The sequence below is a fragment of the Bacteroidales bacterium genome, assembly GCA_041671145.1.
GTDB lineage: Bacteria > Bacteroidota > Bacteroidia > Bacteroidales > JAHJDW01 > JAQUPB01.
The window spans coordinates 40,899-65,852 of record JBAZBZ010000009.1 but is presented as its reverse complement, the minus strand read 5'-3'; the positions used below and the strand labels follow the sequence as shown (position 1 = coordinate 65,852).

25 protein-coding genes and 2 tRNA genes are annotated in these 24,954 nt (G+C 34.6%); 18 read left to right on the top strand and 9 right to left on the bottom strand.

Annotated features, from left to right (window positions below; all coding sequences use genetic code 11):
* Positions 1-131: 131 nt before the first annotated feature.
* Positions 132-554, bottom strand: coding sequence for a ribosome silencing factor (gene rsfS / locus WC223_05205; protein MFA6923633.1), 423 nt, complete (start codon positions 552-554; stop codon positions 132-134).
* Positions 555-1,003: 449 nt separating this feature from the next.
* On the opposite strand from rsfS, the gene WC223_05200 reads away from it, so the two are divergent.
* Positions 1,004-5,236, top strand: coding sequence for a PKD domain-containing protein (locus tag WC223_05200; GenBank protein ID MFA6923632.1), 4,233 nt, complete (start codon positions 1,004-1,006; stop codon positions 5,234-5,236).
* A 275-nt stretch (positions 5,237-5,511) separates the two neighbouring features.
* On the opposite strand, the gene WC223_05195 is transcribed toward WC223_05200, so the two are convergent.
* The 5 genes from WC223_05195 to pyrE form a co-directional block, all read right to left on the bottom strand.
* The gene (locus tag WC223_05195; protein MFA6923631.1) at positions 5,512-5,892 is read right to left on the bottom strand and encodes a hypothetical protein; all 381 of its coding nucleotides are present in this window, start codon (positions 5,890-5,892) and stop codon (positions 5,512-5,514) included.
* Positions 5,889-6,092 (bottom strand): AtpZ/AtpI family protein, encoded by a 204-nt coding sequence (locus tag WC223_05190; protein ID MFA6923630.1) that lies wholly within the window; start codon positions 6,090-6,092, stop codon positions 5,889-5,891. The genes WC223_05195 and WC223_05190 overlap by 4 nt, the downstream gene beginning before the upstream one ends.
* Positions 6,076-6,495: a polymer-forming cytoskeletal protein gene (locus WC223_05185; GenBank protein MFA6923629.1), complete on the bottom strand. Its 420-nt coding sequence runs from the start codon at positions 6,493-6,495 to the stop codon at positions 6,076-6,078. The genes WC223_05190 and WC223_05185 overlap by 17 nt, the downstream gene beginning before the upstream one ends.
* Before the next feature lie 148 nt (positions 6,496-6,643).
* Positions 6,644-7,051, bottom strand: coding sequence for a hypothetical protein (locus WC223_05180; GenBank protein MFA6923628.1), 408 nt, complete (start codon positions 7,049-7,051; stop codon positions 6,644-6,646).
* Positions 7,052-7,114: 63 nt separating this feature from the next.
* Positions 7,115-7,756 (bottom strand): orotate phosphoribosyltransferase, encoded by a 642-nt coding sequence (gene pyrE, locus WC223_05175; GenBank protein ID MFA6923627.1) that lies wholly within the window; start codon positions 7,754-7,756, stop codon positions 7,115-7,117.
* Between the two features lie 27 nt (positions 7,757-7,783).
* Between pyrE and WC223_05170 the strand changes: the two genes are divergently transcribed.
* Both WC223_05170 and meaB read left to right on the top strand, forming a co-directional pair.
* A complete protein-coding gene (locus WC223_05170) occupies positions 7,784-8,395 on the top strand; it encodes an NUDIX domain-containing protein (protein MFA6923626.1) in 612 nt (203 codons plus the stop codon).
* 25 nt (positions 8,396-8,420) lie between these two features.
* On the top strand, positions 8,421-9,518 hold the full coding sequence (meaB, locus tag WC223_05165; GenBank protein ID MFA6923625.1) for a methylmalonyl Co-A mutase-associated GTPase MeaB: 1,098 nt from the start codon (positions 8,421-8,423) through the stop codon (positions 9,516-9,518).
* Positions 9,519-9,606: 88 nt separating this feature from the next.
* Here meaB and WC223_05160 read toward each other — a convergent pair.
* Positions 9,607-9,678: transfer RNA gene (locus WC223_05160), tRNA-Met, on the bottom strand.
* Between the two features lie 94 nt (positions 9,679-9,772).
* Between WC223_05160 and era the strand changes: the two genes are divergently transcribed.
* Complete coding sequence (gene era, locus WC223_05155) at positions 9,773-10,651, top strand: GTPase Era (protein MFA6923624.1); 879 nt, start codon at positions 9,773-9,775, stop codon at positions 10,649-10,651.
* An 83-nt stretch (positions 10,652-10,734) separates the two neighbouring features.
* Here era and WC223_05150 read toward each other — a convergent pair whose 3' ends face one another.
* Positions 10,735-14,220, bottom strand: a complete 3,486-nt coding sequence (locus tag WC223_05150) for a C25 family cysteine peptidase (GenBank protein MFA6923623.1) — start codon at positions 14,218-14,220, stop codon at positions 10,735-10,737.
* Positions 14,221-14,517: 297 nt separating this feature from the next.
* Here WC223_05150 and WC223_05145 point away from each other — a divergent pair.
* A tRNA-Leu gene (locus WC223_05145) sits at positions 14,518-14,599 on the top strand.
* Between the two features lie 1,511 nt (positions 14,600-16,110).
* Here the strand turns inward: WC223_05145 and WC223_05140 are convergent.
* The gene (locus tag WC223_05140; protein MFA6923622.1) at positions 16,111-16,284 is read right to left on the bottom strand and encodes a hypothetical protein; all 174 of its coding nucleotides are present in this window, start codon (positions 16,282-16,284) and stop codon (positions 16,111-16,113) included.
* 712 nt (positions 16,285-16,996) lie between these two features.
* On the opposite strand from WC223_05140, the gene WC223_05135 reads away from it, so the two are divergent.
* The 13 genes from WC223_05135 to WC223_05075 all read left to right on the top strand — a co-directional run bounded on the left by WC223_05135 (position 16,997) and on the right by WC223_05075 (position 24,913).
* Entirely contained in the window at positions 16,997-17,266 is a 270-nt protein-coding gene (locus tag WC223_05135) for a hypothetical protein (protein ID MFA6923621.1), read from the top strand.
* 246 nt (positions 17,267-17,512) lie between these two features.
* Entirely contained in the window at positions 17,513-17,956 is a 444-nt protein-coding gene (locus WC223_05130) for a hypothetical protein (GenBank protein MFA6923620.1), read from the top strand.
* A gap of 13 nt (positions 17,957-17,969) precedes the next feature.
* On the top strand, positions 17,970-18,197 hold the full coding sequence (locus WC223_05125) for a hypothetical protein (protein ID MFA6923619.1): 228 nt from the start codon (positions 17,970-17,972) through the stop codon (positions 18,195-18,197).
* A gap of 147 nt (positions 18,198-18,344) precedes the next feature.
* A complete protein-coding gene (locus WC223_05120; GenBank protein MFA6923618.1) occupies positions 18,345-18,542 on the top strand; it encodes a hypothetical protein in 198 nt (65 codons plus the stop codon).
* A complete protein-coding gene (locus WC223_05115) occupies positions 18,535-19,032 on the top strand; it encodes a hypothetical protein (GenBank protein ID MFA6923617.1) in 498 nt (165 codons plus the stop codon). The genes WC223_05120 and WC223_05115 overlap by 8 nt, the downstream gene beginning before the upstream one ends.
* On the top strand, positions 19,022-20,737 hold the full coding sequence (locus WC223_05110; protein ID MFA6923616.1) for a hypothetical protein: 1,716 nt from the start codon (positions 19,022-19,024) through the stop codon (positions 20,735-20,737). Before WC223_05115 ends, WC223_05110 begins: the two co-directional genes overlap by 11 nt.
* 78 nt (positions 20,738-20,815) lie before the next feature.
* The gene (locus tag WC223_05105; protein ID MFA6923615.1) at positions 20,816-21,535 is read left to right on the top strand and encodes a hypothetical protein; all 720 of its coding nucleotides are present in this window, start codon (positions 20,816-20,818) and stop codon (positions 21,533-21,535) included.
* A gap of 31 nt (positions 21,536-21,566) precedes the next feature.
* The gene (locus tag WC223_05100) at positions 21,567-22,307 is read left to right on the top strand and encodes a hypothetical protein (GenBank protein MFA6923614.1); all 741 of its coding nucleotides are present in this window, start codon (positions 21,567-21,569) and stop codon (positions 22,305-22,307) included.
* Positions 22,308-22,424: 117 nt separating this feature from the next.
* Positions 22,425-22,808, top strand: coding sequence for a hypothetical protein (locus tag WC223_05095; protein MFA6923613.1), 384 nt, complete (start codon positions 22,425-22,427; stop codon positions 22,806-22,808).
* Positions 22,809-22,902: 94 nt separating this feature from the next.
* Positions 22,903-23,490, top strand: a complete 588-nt coding sequence (locus tag WC223_05090; protein MFA6923612.1) for a hypothetical protein — start codon at positions 22,903-22,905, stop codon at positions 23,488-23,490.
* Positions 23,491-23,496: 6 nt separating this feature from the next.
* Positions 23,497-23,841, top strand: a complete 345-nt coding sequence (locus tag WC223_05085; GenBank protein MFA6923611.1) for a hypothetical protein — start codon at positions 23,497-23,499, stop codon at positions 23,839-23,841.
* A 50-nt stretch (positions 23,842-23,891) separates the two neighbouring features.
* Entirely contained in the window at positions 23,892-24,734 is an 843-nt protein-coding gene (locus tag WC223_05080; protein ID MFA6923610.1) for a hypothetical protein, read from the top strand.
* A complete protein-coding gene (locus WC223_05075) occupies positions 24,731-24,913 on the top strand; it encodes a hypothetical protein (GenBank protein ID MFA6923609.1) in 183 nt (60 codons plus the stop codon). Before WC223_05080 ends, WC223_05075 begins: the two co-directional genes overlap by 4 nt.
* The last annotated feature ends 41 nt before the right edge of the window (positions 24,914-24,954 follow it).

Here is a 24,954-nt window from a genome sequence, read left to right as displayed (position 1 = left end):
GGTTTTTTTGGCAATTTACCCAAAGGATAAGGATTTTTTTTATCTTTATTTTGTTCTTCCGGAGAATCTTTGGGTGTATTATTTTGAGTTACCTCTTTTTTTTCGGTTTCTTCAGTCATTTTAATAAATAATTAATTTTGTTCAATTTTAGTAATTTCGGCATCACCCCAAAGATTTTCCAACCTGTAAAAATTCCGGGTTTCATACTGAAAAATGTGCACAACCACATTAATGTAGTCGAGTAAAATCCATTCAGCATTTCTTATACCTTCTTTGTGCCATGGCTTCGTATTTAATTTTTCCCCTACTTCAAATTCTATTGAATCAGAAATTGAATTTGCATGTGTACCAGAATTACCATGACATATAATAAAGTAATCACATATCGAATTATTGATTTTTTTAAAATCAATTTTAATAATTTCTTCTGCCTTTTTTTCCTGCATTCCCTTTATTACTAGCTCTACAAGTGTTTCGGAATTGTTTTTTGCTTTTCTTTTTCTTCCTTTTGCTGGTTTATTTAGTATTTCCTTTTGCGTTATTTTCTTTACCATCACCTAAAATTTATTTTTAAAATACAAAGTTAAATATTTTTAGAATAATTGCAAATATTAATGAACAAGCGAAGAGGCTGTCTCAAAAGAAAAATATTGTTGTCTTTTTACTTTGCGTTCCTTTGCGCCATACTTTGAGTCCTTTGTGGTTGAATATTTTAACTTAACCACAAAGTCGCACAAAGGTATTCTCAAAGGCACTCAAAGGACTTTTGAGACAGCGGACACGAAGAAAAACAAAATAAGTTGAAAATACAACATAGTGTATCTTAGTGTCTTGGTGCTTTTGTGGCAATATTATTTTTAACCCTCGATTCGCATAAAACATATTTAAGTTTAATTTTTCGTAAAAAATGCAACCTTTCCCCTTTATTTTTGGTCTTTTATTATATTACATTTTGATTTTTTTAATAATATTTTGTATATTTACTTTTTTTTAGCATTACAAAGTGGGTAAAATTCAAAAAATACATATTGCCTTTTTTGTTATTGTTTTTATTTTGTCTGGGCTTAATTTATTTGCTCAGCGGGGGAAAAACGGCGTATCAAATATTACCGCTGCAAATATTATAATTAACGAATATACTAACCTCACAGTTAATGCTGCTTCAGGCGCAAATTCAATTACCGTTGCAAACAGTGGATTAAACACTAACGGCAGATTTACCTCTTCTTTATCATCAGGAGATTTGATATTTATTATACAAGTGCAGGGAACTTCTATTATGGATATTGCTAATGATTCAGCATGGGGTGGCATATTGAATTACAATAATTGCGGATTGTATGAATTTGCCGAGGTTATGAGTGTTCCTAATTCTACAACTATTAATTTAAAATGTCCGCTGATAAATAATTACACAGCTTCGGGAAGAGTTCAGGTAATTAGAGTACCGCGACTTAGTAGTTTTACAATTAATTCTGGTGGAAGCGTAACTTGTGATACATGGAATGGAACTATAGGTGGAATTACTGTTGTTGAAGTGCTTGGAAACACAACAATAAATGGTGCAATTAATGTAAATGGAAAAGGATTCAGGGGTGGACAACTTGAAAATAATACCACATTTGGAGCTGATAGATATACAGATGCAAGTAATACCGAAGGAGCAGAGAAAGGTGAAGGAGTTTTTGGATTTCAAACGGACTACGATGCTCATTTGGGAAGATATTGCCGTGCATCCGGTGCTAACGGAGGAGGAGGGGGAGATGCTCACAATTGCGGCGGCGGCGGCGGCGCAAACGCAGGCAATATAGCAGCATGGACAGGGAAAGGTGTACCTGATATTTCAACTCCTGCATGGGCAAGTGCGTGGAATTTGGAAACTGCCGGTTTTTCTACTTCATCTTCTTCGGGAGGTGGTAAGGGTGGTTATTCAAGCTCAAATGCTAACAAAGACGCATTAACAGTTGCTCCCGGAGATATTAATTGGACAGGTGATAAACGCAGAAATTATGGCGGACTTGGCGGAAGACCTTTGGATTATACTACAGGAAGATTATTTCTTGGCGGCGGTGGCGGTGCAGGTGAAGAAGATAATTCTCGTGGTGGAATCGGCGGTACAGGAGGTGGAATGGTTTATCTGATGAACTATGGAAGTATTTCGGGAACAGGGCAGGTTACAGCTAACGGAAATGCAGGTGGAAATTCAACAGGTGCAACAAACAATTCTGATGGAGCAGGCGGTGCCGGTGCCGGTGGAACAATTGTTATAAATTCAGTAGGTACAATATCAGGAGTTTCTTTACTTGCAAATGGGGGAAACGGAGGCAATCAGGTTTTCAGTAATCCCAACGGAGCCACTGAGGCTTCAGGACCCGGTGGTGGTGGTGGTGGTGGTTATATTGCTGTTTCAAATGGAACAGCAACTCAACAGGTAAATGGCGGTGCTAACGGAACCACCAATTCTTTTCAGCTTTCAGAATTTATTCCCAATGGAGCCACAAAAGGAGGAAACGGAGTAACTTCAACTATAACGAATTTTACGCTCACTGCAAATGATGATACAATTTGCTGCGGACAATCGGCTTCTCTTTTAGTTTCAATTAACGGAAATCCACCTGCAGGAATTATTATAAACTGGTATAAAGATTCTGTGGGAGGAAACATAATTTATACGGGAAATCCTTATGTCACCATTCCTTTATGTGTTGACACTGTTTTTTATGCAAGCACTTGTCCGGGTACGTACAGAATTCCTGTTAAAGTAAAAATCGATTTAATTAATGTTACTGCCGGAAACAATACAACAACATGTTCGGGAAATTCGGTTCAGCTTCATGCTTCGGGTGCGGTTTCTTATTCATGGAGTCCGTCAACAGGATTAAACCAGACAAACATAAGCGACCCTACTGCAAATCCTACAATTACCACTACGTATATTGTAACGGGTACAAGCATTAAAGGATGCACCGATACTGCCAAAGTTGTAATTACTGTTTCACCGGGGACACCTATCAATGTGAGTTCAAATCAAACTATATGTCAGGGAACAAGCATTGTTATCAGTGCAACGGGAGGAAATTCATATTCGTGGAACTCAGGACAAACAACGGGTTCAATTACTGTCAGTCCTACTCAAACAACAACATATACTGTTACAGGTATTAATTCCTGCCAAACTATTACTGCTAATGTAATAATTACAGTAACACCATTACCCATTGCCAATGCAGGAATTGACCAAAACGTATGTTCAGGCACTCCTGTAAATCTTACTACTACAGGCGGAACAACTTATTCATGGTCAAACGGACAAACAGCAAATTCAATAACGGTTTCCCCGACACAAACAACAACATATACTCTAACAACAACAAGCTCTTGCGGCTCTGCGACCGATGCCGTTATGATTACTATTATTCCACAACCTTTTGTTGATGCAGGAGTAAATCAAACAATTTGTTTGGGTTCACAATCTACAATAATTGCAAGCGGCAACGGAAATTTTTTATGGTCAAGCGGTCAAATAACAAATTCAATAACAGTTTCGCCAACGCAAACAACAACTTATACTATTTCAGCTTCTAATTCATGCAATACTGTTACCGATAATATTATTGTTACTGTTAGTCCATTGCCTACAGCAACTACAAATAATGACACAACTATTTGTTCGGGAAGCAATTTAATTTTAGCAGTTACAGGAGGCGTAAATTATATCTGGAGTGGTGGTCAGAATACTTCATCAATAAATGTTTCGCCGACTCAAACAACAGTATATACTGTAACGAGCATGAATTTCTGCGGTTCGGCAACAACTGATATTGTTGTGGTTGTTACACCTTTGCCATCAGTTAATGCAGGACAGGATTTATTAATTTGTTCGGGAACACAAACTATACTTACTGCAAATGGGATAGGAAATTTTTCATGGAGCACAGGAGGAGCAACGCAATCAATAACAGTTGCACCTGTTCTTACAACAACATATATCGTTTCTGCAATAAACAATTGCGGTAAAGCAACCGATGATATCGTAATTACAACTACTTCTATTCCCACAGCCAATGCGGGAAAAGATACTTCTATTTGTTTGGGCAATAATGTTAATCTTACTGCAAATGGCGGTAGTTCATATATCTGGAGCAATGGTCAGGCAACGCAATCTATCATAATTTCTCCAACTCAAACTACTACATATAAGTTAACTGTCACAAGCAACTGCGGTTCCGCAACAGATGAGGCAGTAGTATCTGTAGTATCTTTGCCGACAGTTGTTGTCAGTTCTGATGCAACAATATGTTCGGGCAAACAAACTACAATTTCCGCAACGGGTTCAGGAGCGTTTTTATGGAGCACTGGTTCGAATGCGCAAAGCATGGTTGTTAACCCCAATCAAACAACCGTATATACAGTAAGTGCCATTAATTCGTGCGGAGTAGCAACCGATAATGTTGTAGTAAATGTAAATGTTTCGCCGCATAATGATTTTAACTTTAGTGCAAATTGTTTCGGGCTGCCAACACAATTTACGGGTATTTGCAGCAAACCGTCAAATCAGATTTCTTCGTGGTACTGGAACTTCGGCGATTTTACCAGTGATAATACACAAAATCCTCAACATACATATCAAAGCACAGAATATTATTATGTAAAATTTTGTGTTACCGATTTGAATGGCTGCAAAGATTCAATAACAAAAACAGTTTCAATAAGTAATGGTCCCACAGCCGATTTTAGCTATCAGCAGGATCAAGTTAATATCACTACCGTTTACTTTTCCGACCTTTCGGAAAGCAACATTGTAAGCTGGGAATGGAACTTAGGTGATGGCGGAACTTCATCTGATAAAAATCCTGTTTATACCTATGACAATACTGGAACATACAACGTTATTCTCAAAGTTACAAACTCTGACGGATGTACTGATATAATTCATAAAGAAATAATCATTAAACCAAAACCCCATATATATATTCCTAATTCGTTTTCGCCAAACAGCGATGGTTTGAATGAATATTTTAATGCTTCTATTGACCAGGAATTGAAAAAATTTAAATTGCTTATTTTCACCAGATGGGGAGAATTGATTTTTGAATCAAATTCGCAAACCCAAGGTTGGGACGGAAATTACCAAGGTAAAATAGTATCGATTGGTGTTTATGTTTATCAGCTTAAGGTTACTTATGACTCCGGCGAAGAATATCAAAGAATCGGCAGTGTTACTGTTTTGAGATAACATGAGTTTGTGATTTATAAATAGGCAGTTTTCTTTCGGATGATTCGCTAAGACAAAATGTAAGTATTTGCAGGTAATACAGAAGAATTTAAAACAAATTAAATTAAATCCCGAACTCACGTTAAATTACCCCAAATTCGAATAAAAACAATCAGATTTGGGGTTTATATTTTTGACTTACGGAAATTTTACAATAAAAAATAATAAATCAAACTACAATTGGTATTTGTGTGGGTTTTTTATTATTCGTAAAAAATAGTTGTTAGATTAAACTTTTATTTCTTCAACAAGGAAAGTATTGATATTATTTCAAAAACCGTATAGAAAACGTAAAGCACAAAAAAATTAATAACAAAAGCAACTGCATCACTTCTATTATAAAAAACATATACTGAAAGAATAAAAATAAAAAAAACGAGTTTCACAAAAGTAAGAAGCATAAAACTTGATATAAACTGCCCTGGACGAAATCCAGAAAGCTTTTTTATTATCAGAAAAATAATTATTGTAACGGCAGTAAATAGAATAAGTAAAGCCCAAAGTTGAGACGAAACAAATTTTGAATGTAAAGTAAAATATTCAATAACACCCGCTGCAAGCAGACAAAATGAAAAAATAAAAGTTCTGATTATTAATAAAGGTATTGTGGGTTTCATTTCATTTTAATAAAATCCTTAACTGCATAATATATTGCAAGTACAACTGAAAGTATTGACAAAACAATTGTGAAAACAGGAAATTTCCATTTTAAGAATTCATCAAGCTTAAGGCCTGCAAACACTCCAACCAGAATAATTACGAGCATTGTAAAAGCCAGATTGGTATATTTGGCATAGCTATTAAATTGTTGTTTCAACTTTAGTGTGTTCGGGTTTTTCTTTGGCAACAACATTTTTAATTTCACCAAACTGCTTGGAAGGTGCGTTCATATTGCAAGTACCCGAGAAGTTTGCTCCCGGTTCAATTGCAAGTTTATTTGTAAGCAAGTCGCCTGTGAGTTTTGCGGTTGATTTTAAAGTAATGAGTTCGGTTACTGTTACCTGTGCTTTCACAATGCCTGATATATCGGCATTTTGACAATTCACTTCGCCTTCGATATTTCCGGTAGGACCTACAACGACTTTTCCTTTTGATTCGAGCGAACCGATGAGAGTTCCATCAATTCTTATATCACCGTTGGATTTTATGTCGCCTTTTATAATAGTTCCTGTTCCTATAAGATTGATTGTTAAATTTTCGCTTTCATTATTTTTTGCCATATTAAAACCTCCTGCTTGGTTAGTTAGATATAATTGCAAAATATTTTTACAAATATAGAAAGATATTTTGGAAATAAAAAATTACGGTTTTATAAACCAATGAATTGAGTGTATTCAAAAAGTCATAAGAAAAGAGACACTTCACAAATTAGATTTGTTCGCCTAATTCTTTCAATTTTTTAATAAGAATACCCACAAAATTCTTAAGAGGAGTTTCAACCATCATTTTAAGAACCTGACTTAATTCGGCTTCGAAATGCAATTTAGCATTACATTTAGTTTCATCAATTTTTTCGATTTCGCAAATTAAATTAAAGTCAAGTGTAAATCCTTTTGCGGATTTGTAAACTATTTTTGAGTAAGGAATTTTTTCGGCAATTTGCATTTTAATATCAACCATTCCTTTTATTGTGAACGAACATTCGTTTTCATCAGATTTCCAGTTAATCACCTGTTCGGGCATTAGTTTGAAAAAATTATTGAAGTCGGATAAAAAATTATAAATCTTCTCGGAAGAATTATTAATTAATGTTTTCTGGCTTTCAATTTTTGTCATGGGAAAAGTTAATAGTTAATTGTGAATCGTGAAAAAAATCAAATCCTAAATTCTAAATATTTTTTATCCTTCCCATTTGTCGGGCGCTTTCGACCATTTATTAAGCGATTCGACTTGAGCTTCTGTAATTACGGCATTTGCAAGAGCTTGTTCTATCAAAATCTGGTAATTTGTAAGAGTAACAAGCGGGCATTTTTCTTTTACAAAATTTTCTTCCGAAACTTTAAATCCGTAAGTAAAAATTGCAGCCATTCCTTTTACAATGCAGCCGGCATCTCTTAAATTTTTTACAACGTTCAAACTTGACTTGCCGGTGGAAACAAGGTCCTCAATAACCACTACATTTTGTTTGGGTTCGAAATAACCTTCGATAACATTAGTCAAACCGTGTTTTTTCTGCTCAGAGCGAACATAAATAAAAGGGAGATTCAATTCCTGTGCAACAAGGGCACCATGAGCTATTCCACCGGTGGCAACACCTGCAATTACATCGGGAGTACCGAAATTTTCAATCACCAATTTGGAGAATTCCTGCCGTATATAAGTTCTTACTTTAGGATAAGATAGAATTACTCTGTTGTCGCAATAAATAGGGGACTTCCAGCCCGATGCCCAAGTAAAAGGTTTTTGCGGTTGTAACTTTATTGCTTTAATTTGCAAAAGAAATTCGGCAACTTTTAATTTTGTATCTTTATTTTTTATCATAAACTTTACAAAAATACGTTTGTGCAAATGTATAAAGTTTTTATAAATAACAAATTAATTTGTCTTCAACAAAATACCGATAAAATCGGTGATGAAGCTAACTTTCATAATTTCACTACAATAAAAATTCTAAAAAAAACAATAAAAGAATTTAAAAACGATAAAAATAAAAAACTTGTTATTACACATAATTCAGCAGAAGAATTATGGAAAATCTTTAAATCAGTTTTCAGAGAAATTAAAGCTGCCGGAGGAATGGTAAGGAACAGCAAAGGAGAATATCTTTTTATTTTCCGCCGTGGCAAATGGGATTTACCAAAAGGAAAATTAAAAAGAAAAGAAAAAATCACTGAAGCGGCAATCCGCGAGGTAAAAGAAGAATGCGGCATAAATGACCTGAAAATAATGAAAGAACTAAATTCTACATACCATATTTATTATAGAAGATTTTATAAAATTCTTAAGAAAACATATTGGTTTGAGATGCTCAATGCTACTGATGAAAATCCTACACCGCAGTTGTGTGAAGACATTACAAAAGCAGAATGGTTTGATGTAAATAAAATTGAAAAGTTGTTTTGTAATACTTATGAATTAATAAAGGAAGTTGTGAAGGGAAAAAACAATAACAAAATATGATAATTTTTTTGTAATTTTACAAATCATGGAAGAACCCGAAAATAATCATAATTCTGCATCGAAAGTTAATGAAGGCATAAATCAACCATCTTCGATAAATAAAGACGCATTAAAAAAAATAAAAGCAAAACGACATAAGCTTCATTCACCCGAATTTTATGTTGACGGAATTTTAAAAGGCGACAGGACAATTTTAAGCAGAGTTATTACTTTACTCGAAAGCTCTCATCAGCGTCATTATGTTACTTCGCAGAAAATTATTGAGAAATGCCTGCCTCATTCTGCAAAATCAATAAGAATAGGAATTACGGGAATACCCGGTGTCGGCAAAAGCACTTTTATTGAAGCGTTCGGAAAATATCTTACTTCAATAGGAAGAAAAGTTGCGGTGCTTGCTATTGACCCGAGCAGTGAAAAAACAAAAGGAAGCATTCTCGGCGATAAAACGCGTATGGAAGAACTTGCCAACGACCCTAACGCTTATATCCGACCAACTTCATCGGCAGGAACTCTTGGCGGTGTCGCCAGAAAAACAAGAGAAAGCCTGATTGTTTGCGAAGCCGCAGGATTTGATACAATTATAATTGAAACTGTCGGCGTTGGTCAGTCGGAAATTGCCGTGAATTCCATGGTTGATTTTTTTCTGTTGCTGATGCTTGCTGGCGCTGGCGATGAACTTCAGGGAATAAAACGCGGAATAATGGAAATGGCTGATGCTATAGTAATCACAAAAGCTGATGGCGATAATGTTATCAAATCACAACATGCAAAAAACGAATTTGCAAATGCTTTACGTTTGTTTCCAATTTCTGAATCGCAATGGATACCGCAAGTTGAAACCTGCTCAGCTCTGATGAAAGAAGGAATGGATAAAATATGGAATCTGATAATTGAACATCATAATTTTACAAAAAATAACGGATACCTTGAAAAGAAAAGAAAAGAACAGGCAAAGTTCAGGATGTATGTTATGATTGATGAAATACTTAAAAATAAATTTTATGGAAACTCCGAAGTTTCAAAAATATTTCCTCAGGTCGAAGCCGAACTGCTGGCAGGTAAAATAAGCTCTTACATTGCTGCTCAAAGACTTTTGGATGCTTATTTCAATTTTAACAGGTAATATTTTCAGAATATAAAAAGCCCCGATTTCTCAGGGCTAATATTTTTTACTCGAAACTTTAAACTAAAAACTCTAAACTATTTTTTTGTAGCGGGGGTTAGACTCGAACTAACGACCTTCGGGTTATGAGCCCGACGAGCTACCACTGCTCCACCCCGCAATATATCTTTAATATATGGATATCTCGTTTGTTTTGCAAAGTTATATTTTGTTTCTTTGTAAAACAAATTATTTTTTAATTAATTTTTTATAAAATGGTTCATAAAGCTGGTTTTGTAAATATTATAGGTAATCCTAATGTAGGAAAATCCACGCTTATGAATGTAATAACTAAAGAAAAGCTGTCAATCATAACTCCTAAAGCACAAACAACCCGTCACAGAATTTTAGGAATTGTAAATGGCGATGACTTTCAGATTATTTATTCTGATACTCCCGGCATATTAAAACCATTTTACCTTCTTCATAAATCTATGATGAATTTTGTTAATGTAGCTATTTCCGATGCAGATGTAATTTTATATATGACCGATATTTTTGAAAAAGAAATTGACACGGAAATTTTAAACCGATTGAATAAAGCAGCAGTTCCGAAGTTTTTTATTATCAATAAAATTGACTTATTAAAAAAAGAAACTCTTGAAGAAAAAATAAAATTCTGGGAAGGAAAAATTGAAAATGCTGAAATGCTTCCAGTTTCAGCGATTAAAGAAATAAACACTGATAACCTGATTGAAAAAATTATTTCAAAACTACCTGAACATCCTCCTTATTTTCCAAAAGACGAACTTACAGATAAACCGACTAAGTTTTTTGTTTCAGAAATTATTCGCGAAAAAATATTTTATAATTATCAAAAAGAAATTCCATATTCCTGCGAGGTTGTTATTGATGAATTTAAAGAAAAAAGCACTTTAACAAAAATTCGTGCTATTATTTTAATTGAACGCGATTCGCAAAAAGGAATAATTATCGGACATAAAGGTGAAGCATTAAAAAAAATTGGCATTGAAGCAAGAAAAGATATTGAAGATTTTATAGGCAGGCACGTGTTTCTGGAATTATTTGTTAAAGTTAGTAAAGATTGGAGAAGCGATAAAAATAAACTCGAAAGATTCGGATATAATATTTAAATTTCATTATATCAATTGTGAATGTTTTTTACAAATCAAACAGCATAAAACCTCTAAAATGTTCACGTAAAAATTAAACTATTTTATTTTGATAAAACTATTTTACGGGTTTTTGTTTCACTATCAGTTTTCAAAACGCAATAATAAATTCCGTTTGACAGGTTGTAGCCATTAAATATAATATCATGCTTTCCCGAATTTTCTTTTCCTTTTTCAAGAATAGTTTTTATTTTATTTCCCATAATATCGTATAATTCAATTTTAACAGAAGAAGTATTATTCAATGTATAGCTTATTGTCATGTAATTTTTGAAAGGATTGGGATAAGTTGTAAAAAAAGATTTTTCGTTATTATTTGTTTCTTTAACATTTGTAGTATTTACATAAAAAGGAGGAAACACAATAAAATCGAGCCATGCGCAATCATTACCTTCGTAATCTGAAACATCCTTTGAATAAATCCATTTAAAATTGCGCCTTCCGGCAGAAACAGGATAGCAAACTCTTTTCCATGCGGAATCACCCGACCAATTGCCCTTTAGGGTATTATCAATATAAAAATTCAAAAAATCAAAATCTTCTTCGGATGAAATTTTTTCATAAAAAGAAATACTGTCGTCAGCACATACATCAAGTTGTATCGCTAATTCGGTGCTTTCATTATTACCTATTTTCCCTGATTTTGCACAATATAAACCTTGGTATGGCAAAGTATCATTTGTTGTCCATGGCACAGGAGTTTCGGAAGTATCCCAATTAAATTTTTTAAAATTTGCTGTTTCAAAATCTTCATCTGCTAAACCTATCGGCAAAGAGAAGTTCAATGTTTTTGATTGCAGATATGAAGTTAACGTATATGAAAAATCAATATACGCTCCTGCTTGAATTGCAGGACTTACAACAATATCAAAGCTTGCATTTTTCTGACTGCTTATTTTTAAAGTATCAAGATTTACAGTTGAATTAATAATATTAACATAACTGCTCAAAGAAGATAATGTGCCTGAAGTATTATAACTATCGGCATGTCCCTGATTTTCGGATTTCATAATAATTTTAGCGGTTTCGCCGGGTTCTAATCTGTGATTTCCGTTTCCTGTTGAAACATCGTCAATATAAAAATCCGGAATAGCAAACTTCGGTGCGTTCACAAAAATATAGAAATTAGAATTCCACTTAGAAGTATCGTTATCTTTTATTTTTAGCAAAAAACTTGCAATATGTTGGTCGGGAATGTTTGTGGCAATATTAAATGCAAAAACATTGTTTTGTTTTGAAGTATCTCCATTTATAATATTTCCCCATGAGCCTAAACTGTCAGTTATTGTAATATAATTATCCGAAGTTGATAAAGTTGCTGTAATACCATTCGCTTGAGATATGCCGACATTTTTTAAAGTAACATCAAGGTTTATATTTTCCCCGTAATCTGCTTTATTGTTGTTATTGCCTGCTGCATCATGAACTTGCTTATTATAATAAATAACAAATGGTCCAGTAGCATCAATAACATTTACTGTTCCGATATATGGTTTGCGATTTTGTTTTGTAACAACTACGTTTGCGGTTCCTGTTGTTGGAAAAACAGGATTTATAGGTATATTAGCAACGCCACTGAAATCGGCGATGGCTGCTCCGTATAAAATATTATTCATAGAAAGTGCAGCATAAGCATTAGGTTCGGTATTAACGGAAAAAGAATTTTCTCCTTTTATAATATCATTTTTATAAGATACGGATAAATTTGAAGGCACCGACAAATAAGGCATTAAAGAAGGGTCGCCCATCAAATGGTAAATTTCCCAATAATAATCTATTGCAGAAGAACCTGATTGTGTTACAGCCAGATTTCCTGCATTTATTATTTGCCCTTGTGTAATATACCATTCCGCAAAAGGCTCTCCATGGGTATGAAATAATCTGTCATAGAAACCCATTGCAGAAGGAGAAAAAACAGGACTTGTATCTATTGTTGCTCTGTATCCCACACTGAAATAATAATCTTCATTCCAGTATGAAAAATCTGAGGCACCAATATAACCAATGGCTCCTTTATTATCAGCTCTCATTAAAGTTTCACCGAAGCATGAAAGTTCATCAAATTTATTGGAAAGGCAGCAATTCCCTATCATCAGAGGATATTTACCTGCATTGGTAAGACCACTCACATCGAAACTTGTAAAAGCCGGTTCTGTCCATCTGTCAATATCTCCATGCCCCGTATAATTAATTATGCATGCTCCATTATTGGTTCGTTGCAATATATTAGCAGTGCTGTCAGCAGAATTTGGATATAAATAAACATGAGGATTTAAGTTATTTGAAGGATTTACATATATGTTGTGAGCATAATTAATTTGTCCGTTGCCATTAACAGGACCGTATGAATCATCATTGCCGGCAATTAAAACTGAATTACTGAGGAAACTTGGATTCGACATAAGATACTGTTCGTATTCCAATGTTTTATTAATTTGTGGTTTCAACTCTAATGTATCATTTGCTGAAAACCTTCCATAAAAAACCTCAGGTAAATCATCGCCTGTATATTCACAATAATACAAATCTGTGGAATGTCCACCTGTTTTTCCTTTAAAGGAAGGAATTTGTGCAACGTCACCGACGAATAAAACAAAAGTTGGTGAAGGAGCAATTGCCGTTCCAGCTTCATACAACCCTTTCAGATAATTTCTAATGGAGGTTGTATCGCTGCCAACAGCAGGATTATTCGTATATGCTTCAATTACTGTAAATCCTTTTTTTGTTTTCCATTGAACAAATGGCTGTAAAATCGTTTGAAACTCAGGGTCCGAAACTATTACATATTTTATAGGATACTTAGAGAAATTAATATCTGAAGAAGTAAAATCTATATGATTCGCAAACTGCCTGAAAGCACTTTCAAAGAAAGGAGAATATGAATTCCTCCTTAGTTTATTGGTTTTGGGAATATCGGTATTTATGAAATTTATTTTTACTTCTATATTTTCATAAACTTTTATAATATTTTGTACGGGATTATAAATTACCGGTGAAATTTCCAATCGTGCAATTCTCACTCCTCGCATTATTCCGAGAGGAATGATTTTCACCAAATCATTTTTTATAAATTCATTTTTTCGGTAAACATCACTTTTAAATTCAAATTGTTTTTTTGAAGGGTCGTCACCTTTTGAAGACGGTGGTTGAGCAGGCATAATGGGATTTACAATTCCTAGATTTTTTAAATCATATTCTTTTATTGAATAATTAATAATATCAATATTAAATTCATCGCATAATGGAATTTCGATTATTTTTTTTAATACCGGCAATTTTGGTTCGCCAATTATATTGCTACTTCCATAGCCATCAATAAAAATTTCAGTGAAGTTTCCTGCCTTAGTTTTTACATTGCCCGACTTGTTAACTGAACTTGCGTTACTAGTAAAACTTAAAATTGCATTGCTGTTTTGTTTTATAACAAAATTCTTATTCGATGATTGAAAACCTGTATTTTGTGAATAAGTAATATCAGCTAAACAAAATATATATAAATAAATCAATATGTATTTTACAATATTTCTCATCCTGTTTTTTTAAGTAAAACGATAAAAGTCATTAATTATTTACTCAAATATACGAAATATATTTTAAATTCTTAAATATTATCTGAATAAATACACTTTATTAAAATATATGGTATTATTAATTTTGTGTAGTAATCCATCTCACGCGTGCGGGATTAACCTTTGTGAACTTTTGTGTAACCCTTTTTGTAATCTGTGAACCTGTGACTAATTTGATTAAATACAATATTCAATATGGAACATATTTTTTCTCTGTATCAAAAAAATCTTATATTTGCAGCTAATTTAAAACTACATGCGGATGTGGCGTAATTGGTAGCCGCGCCAGACTTAGGATCTGGTGTCAAACGACATGGGGGTTCGAGTCCCTTCATCCGCACCTCATGGGACAGTTTTGTTTTTTGGCAAAACTGTCTTTTTTCATTTCTCGGGAAAGATTCATTTACGTAGCACATTAGCTTAACCACTTCATTGATTCTCGCGGTTCGATATTGGTTTTCAGAAAATATAAGTTTTTCAGGGTATATCGAACCGATAATTCGCTGTTTCACGTCTAATGGGGATTTCGCATAATGGTACGGTAGGTTCTCTAAAAATGAAAAACTGAAAATTAATTGCTCATATACTACATTGCTCAGGTATGTGGCTTCCTGCTTTTTCATTGCAAGCTCTCTTAATTGTGCATCATATCTCTGTTTTACGGAATTATAATCACCGCCGTTCATTTGGTTGTCTGCGAGTTTATCCTGAATGTTATTTATTCTTTCGTTTATCTTTTTTATTTCTGCTTCAATCTCATTTATATTTTCTTTTCTGTTACCTTCTGTATTTTCCAATAAACTTTTAAGTATTTCTCTATACAAATGTTTTACTTCTTCCTTTATTGTGATTTCTTTGAGCATCTCTTCAAATTTTTCATTTGCAACTGTTGCTTTGACTCTTTCTTCACAACCCGGATAACAATGATAATAAAAATATCTCTCTGAACGACCTTTTGATGCGCTACCCGTTAAAGTTCTTCCACATCTTGGACATTTCAGAAAACCTCTTAATGGTAATTCAGGTCTTGATGTATGTACTTTTGCCACATTGTTTTTAATCATCCTGCCTTCTAAAATATCCTGAACCTTGTAAAATATTTCTTCACTTATCAAAGGTTTATGTATTCCTTTTACTAATTCTTCACTTTCATTTTTTGTGGCTCTTATTCTGATTTTTCCATAATATACAGGATTCCTCAAAAGCACCGAAAAATTATTTTTACTGCAATAAAATCCATCTTCCCGAAGTTTTTCTCTTATTTGTTGTTGCGTATAATCACCGTTTGCAATTGAGTTGAATGCCTCCTTTATATATTTGGCTTTTTTATCTGGAACTATTATAGTTTTATTATTTTCATCTCTTTTGTTTTCATAGCCCATTGGTGCTTTTACAATCCACCTTCCCTGCTTCATAGCCCGTCTCATCCCAACACTTACATTCATTGCTCTGCGGTCATTCTCAACTTCAGGCGATGCAAGGTAAAAAGCAAGCATGAGTTTATTTTCAGGTGTATTTAAATCTAATGGTTGTTCCACCGCCTGTGCTTCAATATTAAACTTTTTAAGTTTATTCAGCATCTCATAAGATTCTGTTGCATTTCTTGAAAACCTGTCCCATTTTATAAACAATAACAAATCAACTTTGTTTTTATTTTCTTTTACATATTCCAAAAGTTTTTTGAATTCAGGTCGTTCAAAACTTTTTGCAGAATGGTCGTCTTGAAAATGCGCTGCAATTTCTATTTGATGAATATTGCAATACCCTTTCAGTTTTTCAATCTGGTCGGATAAACTGTATCCTCTGAGTGCCTGTTCATCAGTTGATACTCTTGTGTATAATATTGCTCTTTTACTCATTTTCTTTGTCTTTTTTTAGTTTTTGTTTTTTTAGTTGTTGTTTAATGTACTCAATATTTGTGCCGGCAATCTTATATAAGAAATTTATAATGGATTCCAGTTGTTCGTCTGTGTATTCTTTTACCGAAACTCCCAGTATTTTCCTACATTCCTCTATTGTCTTCATTAGTAAAACAGTTAACAAGTTAAGTACATTTTTTCGTATGTTGTAATCTTTCCGTAACTATATCTTTCTTATTCAGAAAAATATTTTCTTATCTAATTTGCATTTCCAAAATATTAATTGCATTGGCACTTTTCAATAATTTCCGCGTCATTTTGTTTTTTACTTCGTGTTTCATATTTCAAAGATATAACGGCTGAAAAGTGAACTTACCTGTTAATTGCGGTATGTTCCGCTAAATTCTTTTTTGTTCCTCTTTATTCCTCTTTTTTCCTGTAAATTCCTTTTTCAACTATAAAAAAAGTATTGTGGTAAGAATGTGGTAGCTATGTAGTAGTCATGCGGTAAGAATGCGATAGCAATGCGGTAATCATGTGGTAACAATGTGGAAGTAATGCGGTAGCAATGTGGTAAGAGTGCGGTTAACTGTTAAAATATAAAAAATAAAATCTTATTGTGTCCTGTTTAATAATAAAGAAATCATTTTTTTAACAATTCTTATAACATTTTTCTTGCATTTCCTTCAAAAATTTCGTATATTAGTAACAATCTAAAAGTGCCGTCGTATGCAGAAAAGCTATACTTTTCATTAATCAATAAAATACAATATATCATCAATTAATTTTATTAATTAATCTATTGTTTTTGTTGAAATCAACAATATCTGAGGAAATAATGCTAAGGAATAAAGTAATTCTTATAATCATTTTTTGCTATGGCGGTAGCAAACATAAATAATGCACCTGTAAAAGCATACTCCCCATGCGAATTAGCTCATTTATATAAAGTCACATACAAATCATTCCACAAATGGCTCAAGCCATTCATAGAGAAAATAGGAAAAAGAAGCGGCAGGTATTATACTTTTAAGCAAGTAAGAAAAATATTTTATTACCTCGGAGAACCTTCATCAAGTAATGCCCATTTATTACTTCCGTTTTTCTGTTTTGATTTTTCTGATATATTCGATTTCTTTAGTTTTTAAAGAAGTTTTATAAATTTTTATTTATCAAAAAACGAAAACACTTGCTCTCACAGATGTTTCCTGCTATTTTTTTATTTCAAATCAGCCAACATCTAAGCATAAAAAATATTTTTCGTAATTATCTTTTGCACAAATAATTATAAAGAAAACTCATCCCAATTCATCCCATCTCGTCCCAACTCATCCCAAGTCGAACCTTTAGCTTTTCCGATGTCGGAACTTTGTATATACAAAGATTCTTTTCAAATGAAAAACAAAAATCAAAATAAGAAAAAGAAGTTTTTTAAACTTGAAACCATTGACAAACTCACAAACGCTGTTTGGGATTTTGCTTATCAGATGCTGTGGGACAAAATACCTTACAGCAAAGATGAAATTTTCCTGATAAAAATCTATATACAGGAATTAATAGCAGATGCACTACTAAGAAACAACAACCCCATTAAACTCTTCTCGGCATTCACAAGAAGAATTCTGATGTCAAAAGTCCTTTTCTCAAAAATCCCTATCAGCAAAATTCCGTTTCCCGCAACATTTTTCAACAAACGAAATCCCAACGGCTTTGCAAGCATTAAAACAAATGGTATAAAAAATATTGACATAAAAGCAATTAAACAGGAAGACAAAAGCATTGTTAATATTCAGCTTCCACAAATATCAGAAATAAATTTTCAAATCTATTTATCATAAGGAGGAACAAATTATGAATACTGAAAATCCCGAACCGAAAAACACAATCCATATCCGACCATACACACTGTCGGAAATAAGCGCCTTTTATAAGGTTCACTACAAAACATTAAAAAGATGGCTGAGCCCATTTAAAGATGAAATAGGACAAAAAAACGGAAAGTTTTATTCAATAAAGCAGGTGGAAATCATTTTTAAAAAGCTAAGTTTTCCTTATGATGAAGATATTCATAAAGAATAAAGAGGAATTTATGGGAATAAAAAGGAACATACAGGACAAAAGCGGAATAATGCGGAATATATGGGGTAGTTCACTTTTCAGCCGTTTTATCTTTGAGTAATGATTGATTGAATAAATAAAAAAATGAAAGATTAAAAACAATAAAACATGGAACCAAAAATAACATCAGGAGGAGATAACTCAACAAACATATTCTTAACAGGAGCAATATTGCTGGCGAACATGGATTATTCAGGTCTTGCAGAATATGCTCTGAAAGCCGCAATTGGTGGAGCAATCTGGGTTGTGTTCAAACTCACTTCCGATTATGTAAGTCACAAATTTAAAATCAACAAAAATGATTAGCTGGAAAAAAATATTATTCGGTGTGGGAATCGGCGGCGGCATATTCGCAGTTGCAAATTATTTTTCACGACTGAAGAAAACAAGTGCGCAGCTGCAAACCAACACAACTGTTAATCTTCAGAAAATCGACTTGAAAGGAATAACACTCCGTGTTGATTCTGTCCTTAAAAATCCCACCAATACCGGCTTGAAAATAAAATTTCCGTTTGTGAAACTTCTTTACAAAGATGTTGTTATCGGCAGTTCGCAGGTAATTGACAAGGACATTGAAATACCTGCATTCGGCGAAGCACACATCGACAAAATAATGCTTGAAATTCCTCTTATGGGCATATTCTCTTTGGGTACACAACTATTACAGGCATTTCAGGGAAGCGAGCCGGTTAAACTCCAAGTGCAAACTATAACAACAATTGATTTGGGAATAAAGAAAATTCCTTTTGAAAAAACTGATGATATATATCTAAAAAAACAAAGCGATGGAAAATAGGAAAATCAGAAATATCGAAAACGGAAATGACTACAATTACCTCTTTCCTGAAGCAGCTCTTACACAAAAAACTGTTAAAAGAGGAGCATCAGTTGAAGATACAGTTCAGTTTATTCCCAGTGTTGTGAGCAAAACAAAGTGGCAGACAAAACAATTATCGGAATTACTCAGAGGAAAATCTGTCTACGAAACATGCCGCAATATCTGGGATTTTGTTTATACCCACATCCGCTACAGCAAAGACGATGAAGGACGTGAGCAGATACGAAGTCCTGCACGTGCATGGCACGACCGCTTCAGGGGAGTGGATTGTGACTGCTACACGGTTTTTATCAGCACGATTCTTAGTAATCTTAAAATACCGCATCTGCTGAGAATAACCAGGTACAAAGAAGATTACTTCCAGCACATCTATCCGATAGTCCCTCTGCAAGACGGCACTCACATCACGGTTGACTGCGTGGTAAACAATTTTAATTATGAAGAACCTTATTCAGAAAAAAAAGATACAAAAATGGAACTACAATTTTTAGATGGAATAGAAAAACCTGCTGACAGCAAACTAAATGTTGATGCACAGGATTTGTTCGGTGAAGAAGAAATAGGGAAACTATTTAAGAAAAAAACTTCATCACCACCACCAGCAAAAACAGATAACAAAAAGAAAAAAGGCAAACTAAAAGAGGTCTTAAAAAAGGGCTTGCACGTTGTCAACAGGTTAAACCCTGCCACAGGACTGCTCCGCAACGGAGTGCTTGCAGCAATGAAGCTCAATCTTTTCAAAATAGCACAGCGATTGAAATGGGCGTACCTGAGCGAAGCAGAAGCAACAAAACGCGGAATCGACATCGCAAAATGGAAAAAGCTTGTAACAGTGAAAGAGAAAATGGAAAAAATATTTTTCGGTGCAGGCGGAAAACCCGAAAATCTCAAAAGTGCCATTCTCAAAGGCAAAGGAAACAAAAACAAAGAAGTCAGCGGAATGGAAGGAACAATCGCATTTGTACCTGATGAGGTTTTCGGCATGGATGAAGAAACACCAATACGTGAACTGCTCGGGGAAGAAATATGGCATTCTGAAAATGTCGAAGGCATCGAAGAGTATGAGGGTATTGATGGCTTTGAAGGATTAGGCGAACCTGCAACAGCAGCTTCCGTTGGTGCTGCATCGGGTGTACTCGCCATTATCGCTAATCTTTTAAAAGGCATCGGTAATATTTTTCCAAAAAAAGAAAAGGGCTCTGATGATTTTGACAATACAAGCAGTGAAGATGACAAAGCTATTAAGCAAGGAGCAGAGGCATCAAAAAATGCTGCCTCTGCTGACAAAGGTAATACTGATGTTACAAAATCAGACGATGCAAAAAGTGCAGACGATGCAAATAACACGGATGCTTCAGGAAGCAATGAGGATAATATGCTGAAAGGTTTTTGGGAAAAGCACAAATCATGGCTCAAACCCACTCTTTGGGGTACAGGTATATTAGGTGCTATATGGGCGGGATATAAAATGTTTTCAGGAAAAGGAAAAAAAACCGGAACAAAAAGTGAAAAATCAAACGAGCAGATGCTGTCAGGTTTGCAAAGCAAAAAACAGCACGCTTTGCCTCCAAAACAGGAAACTCACAAAAAAAAGAAACAAAGGAAAAGAGCAAAGAAAAGCTGCGCTGGCAAAGGAAAGAAAAAACCGCTCGCACTTCTCTGAAAAGTAGTAAGACAATAGTCGTAAGTCATAAGTAGAAAAAAGAAAAAAAATAATAATAACAATTTAAAAAAAATCAAAATGGCAAAAAAAAGAAATAGTTATGAAAAGGAAGCTATGAAGAAGGGCTTGCTCGGAAGTATAACTCAGGACCTCGACACCAAAGGCGATTTGAAAAATACCGCAATTGAAACAGTGAAAGACCTTGCTGTCGGAGTAATAGGTGGTGGTATTGTCGGTGCTGCAATAGGAAGAATCTCTCTTGCAATAGGAGCATTGGTGACAGGAATCGGACATTATACCAAGAGCAGGCTCGCTTCAGTATTCGGAATAGGAATGATGGCTTCTAATGGTTTCCAGACAAAGAGCAGCTCTGTCAGCGGAACCGAAGAAAATCAGGAAACCGGTGTTATCGAAGGGGTGAAAGAACGTGTGATGAATTTCAAAGACAGCTTTTCGCAGAAACTTTATCTCGACAAGCTTCCTATTGGCAAAAAGACAGATGAAGAGAAAAAAGATGGAAGCACAAAGGGTGTAGGCGAAGTGAAATATCTTGTTTATCCTGCAAACAAAGAAGAAGCATCTGCAATGAACGATTTGGAAAATATCGAAAAAAGGATTGCAGCCAGTGCTGCGGAATTTGCACAAAAACATGAAGTCAGCGGAACGGATGATAAACCCGATAGTGAACTCGGTAATGAATCCGACAATGAACTTGGCTCTGAAACCGACAATGAACTCGGTAATGAACCGGACAACGAACTCGGCGATGAACCCGACTTTCAAAATAAAAATTACTAAAAATAAATTATTCACTTAAAACTTTAAAATTATGTTAGGACAAATCTTGCAACTCGAAGCCGTTGACGAGTATAACAATTCCGGGGCATTACTCGGTTTAGATGGCGAAAATAATGAAGAAATCATGGGTGAAATTCTCGGAGCACTGAAAAAAATGAACCCATTAAAACGTATGCGAACTGTAAACAAAATCACTGCACCTCCCTCCGCCAGCAAGGGCTCACGTGCAGAGATGGAAAAACACTTCAACGAACTTCCACCTCAAATCAAAGAGGGCTTGAAAAAAGGCGAACTGCGTCTTGCCGATACTGTTATTTACTCGGTAAAGCCAGTAACATCAAAAACAATAAAACTTTTTGAAACACAGGATGACAAGGAAATCGGCTTGAGAAATATCTCAAATGCAAAACTTCCGAAAAATCAGGCATTGCTTGTCAGCGGTATTATTCTTCTTTGTGGTGTTGCCGCCGATTCAAGCAAGGATAAAATGATGTCAACGAAGTTTGATTTCATTGAAGATTTTCCAGCAATAGCAAACGGAGAGTTCAACCTCAAAAGCAACAAAAAGCAAATCGTTCCGGATACCTGCAACAGCGTTTTTAAAACAAAGAATTTCAATTTCGTGACGACAGGATATTACAAACTTGCAAATCCAAGATTGATTGAGGATGATGTTCTGATTGAACTGACAATTGAACTCGGAACAATGGACGGCATTGCCGCAAATACTGTGGTATGGGCAGGATTACACGGAACAATCACAACTCCGTAAATTAAGTTGCGAGCTATGAGTTACGAGCTTCGAGTAAAAAATAATATCTCGAAGCTCACGGCTCGAAGCTCGAAGCTAACTGAAAACTGTAAACTGAAAACTTTAAACTTATTTGTTATGATAAAGCCAGTAAAAAAAAGATTCGACCTGCAAATCAACGAAGAATTAAAAACGTATTCGCAAATCTTTGAATTAGACAAGAACATTGTTTCTGTCAGAGGCATATTGGTAACAGCCGACCTTGATGACCTGCTCTATTTCAGGGGTTCGCAAAGAATTGAAATAAACAAAGACGAGATTTTTCCTGAAAAATACGAAAGCAAACTTCTGATGTCAGGAATAAATGTGCCCCCGAAAATGAGGTATTATGATTTGGGAGGTGTTAATCCCGGAAACGGACAAGTGAAATTGGAATATACGGATAACGACAGCAATCGTATTGCATTCCGCACTTACCGCGTTTCACTTTATTTAGACTGTGATATGGATGATGAAAAATAGCCACGAGCTGTGAGCTACGAGCTTCGAGTTGCGGGATATTTACATGACTCGTAGCTTAATGCTCGAAGCTAACTGTAAACTGAAAACTTATCAAATGAAAGAGAAAGCAGTCATATCAACACTAACAATAAGCAATCCGAATGAAACGGTACATTTTCAGCTCAGGATTCCGCGTGATGCACTTCATGTTATCGGAGTGGAAACATCAGTTCGTGTAATAAGAAAAAACATACTGCTCGCACCATTAGGATACCAGCAGGGAACAACAGGAGATTTTCTGAGAAATCAGTTGTTCGGAGAGATAACACTGCAAAGCTGCGAAAAGGGAAATATATTCTATGCAGGACAGGTTTATGAGAGAGAACTGAATACAGGATATATGGATTACAGCATTACAAAAAGATGCTGGTCGCTTATAGCTCAGATGAACGGCGCTGACCCTAATTTTCCATGTCTTCAGAACGGACTCCCTTTATATTCTATTTGTTTTAATTGCATTTATTACATTTTATATCCTTTTGAAGATTGGACTCATGGCTCCAAGCGTGAAGAAGAGCAGATTTGTGTTGACGGCGATTCAACAGTCATAACAGGTGTTTACAGAGATAAAACAGGAGATGCTCTCTCTTCGCTTGGAAGCTATGTTGTTAGTGTAGTTGTTTGGTTTAATACTAAAATTTAAAATAAAATGACAACAGAACTTGCATTGGAATATATACCGAGACGCATGAGTGAAATGGGACATGACAATAACTACATTCTGCGGTTCAGACATCTCATTTTAAAACCATCAGAGAAAATTGAAATAGATGCCAGCAACCAGCTTTTCATTCTTGTTGAAGAACCGCAGGATATAAGCATTGATTCATTAAGCGGAATATTTGATTTGAGTATTCAGAATACAAACGAAATGCAATACGAGCATCAGGGTATTATTTCAATCAGAAATTTAGCTGAGGTGGCAAGACACGTGAGATTTATTCAGGTTATTCCGAGACATAAAAAAAGTACTTCAAGTACTTCAAATACTTAAAGTTAAAAAAACAAGAACTATAAACTGGAAACCGAAAACTGAAAACTAAAATGACAGAAACGATAGAAAAATATGATCCGGTAAGAATTGAACGCATAAAGAAAAATCTCAAAAAAGCGTTTGATATTGGCAGCCCTGAATACTTTGAAATAATAATTGACAATTTAAAAATTGTAAAACGCACAAATGATTTCACTCGGTTCAGCAACCTCTATGATAATATTGAAGACGGAACTCAGAAAATTTCAATACTGCTTTATGGTAATTCCGCAAAATCTCCAAGACATATCAAATACACTTTTCTTTTGAAAGAGGAACCACAGCAACAAACATTGTCAGGTTTCGATTTCGATACTAAAATGAAAGAGAACATCGAAAGAGAACGTGAAAAATGGGAAACAGATATTCTGAAAAAAGAACTTGAAAAAACAAAAGAAATGCTGTCGGAAGCGGAAGAATACATTGAAACACTTGAAGTGAAAGTAAAGGAAAAAGACGATAACAAAGATAAAGTAAACTGGGATGCAACGCTTGCAGGAACGGTAACCGAATTAGTACGCAACGAGGATTTCATGTCAATATTTCCGGGAGGCAAAGCATTAGCAGGTGCATTTGATTCCGCAAACAGAAAAAAAGATGCTCCTCCGAAAACAGAAGATGCAAATGTTACTTTTTCAAAGGAAACAACTTCATCCGATAATGCAGTTTCCGAAGAAGAAAAAGTTTATATGCAGATTCTGAAAAAAATAGAATCAAGGTTTGACCAGCAGCAAATGGACATTGTAATGGCAATAATGGAAAATCTTGCACAGAATACATCCGACATTATTCCTGTTGCTGAACTTTTAAAAATTGATATAAAAACAAAAATTCAAAATCAAAAAAAACAATGAAAAAGTATAATTATAAAATAACCATTGAGGCATCATCGGAAAAAGAAGCGGACATCAAAATGAATGCTTTAACAGTGCTTGCTTCAAAACTGAATGAAAGAGAACTTGAAAAATTAGCATGGCTTGTTAAAAACGACCCTGTGAAAACCGCAATGGCAAAGAAGTATTTAGGAGTGTAAAAGCGTAGAGCAGAGAGCAAGGAGTAAAACCGCCCTCTGCT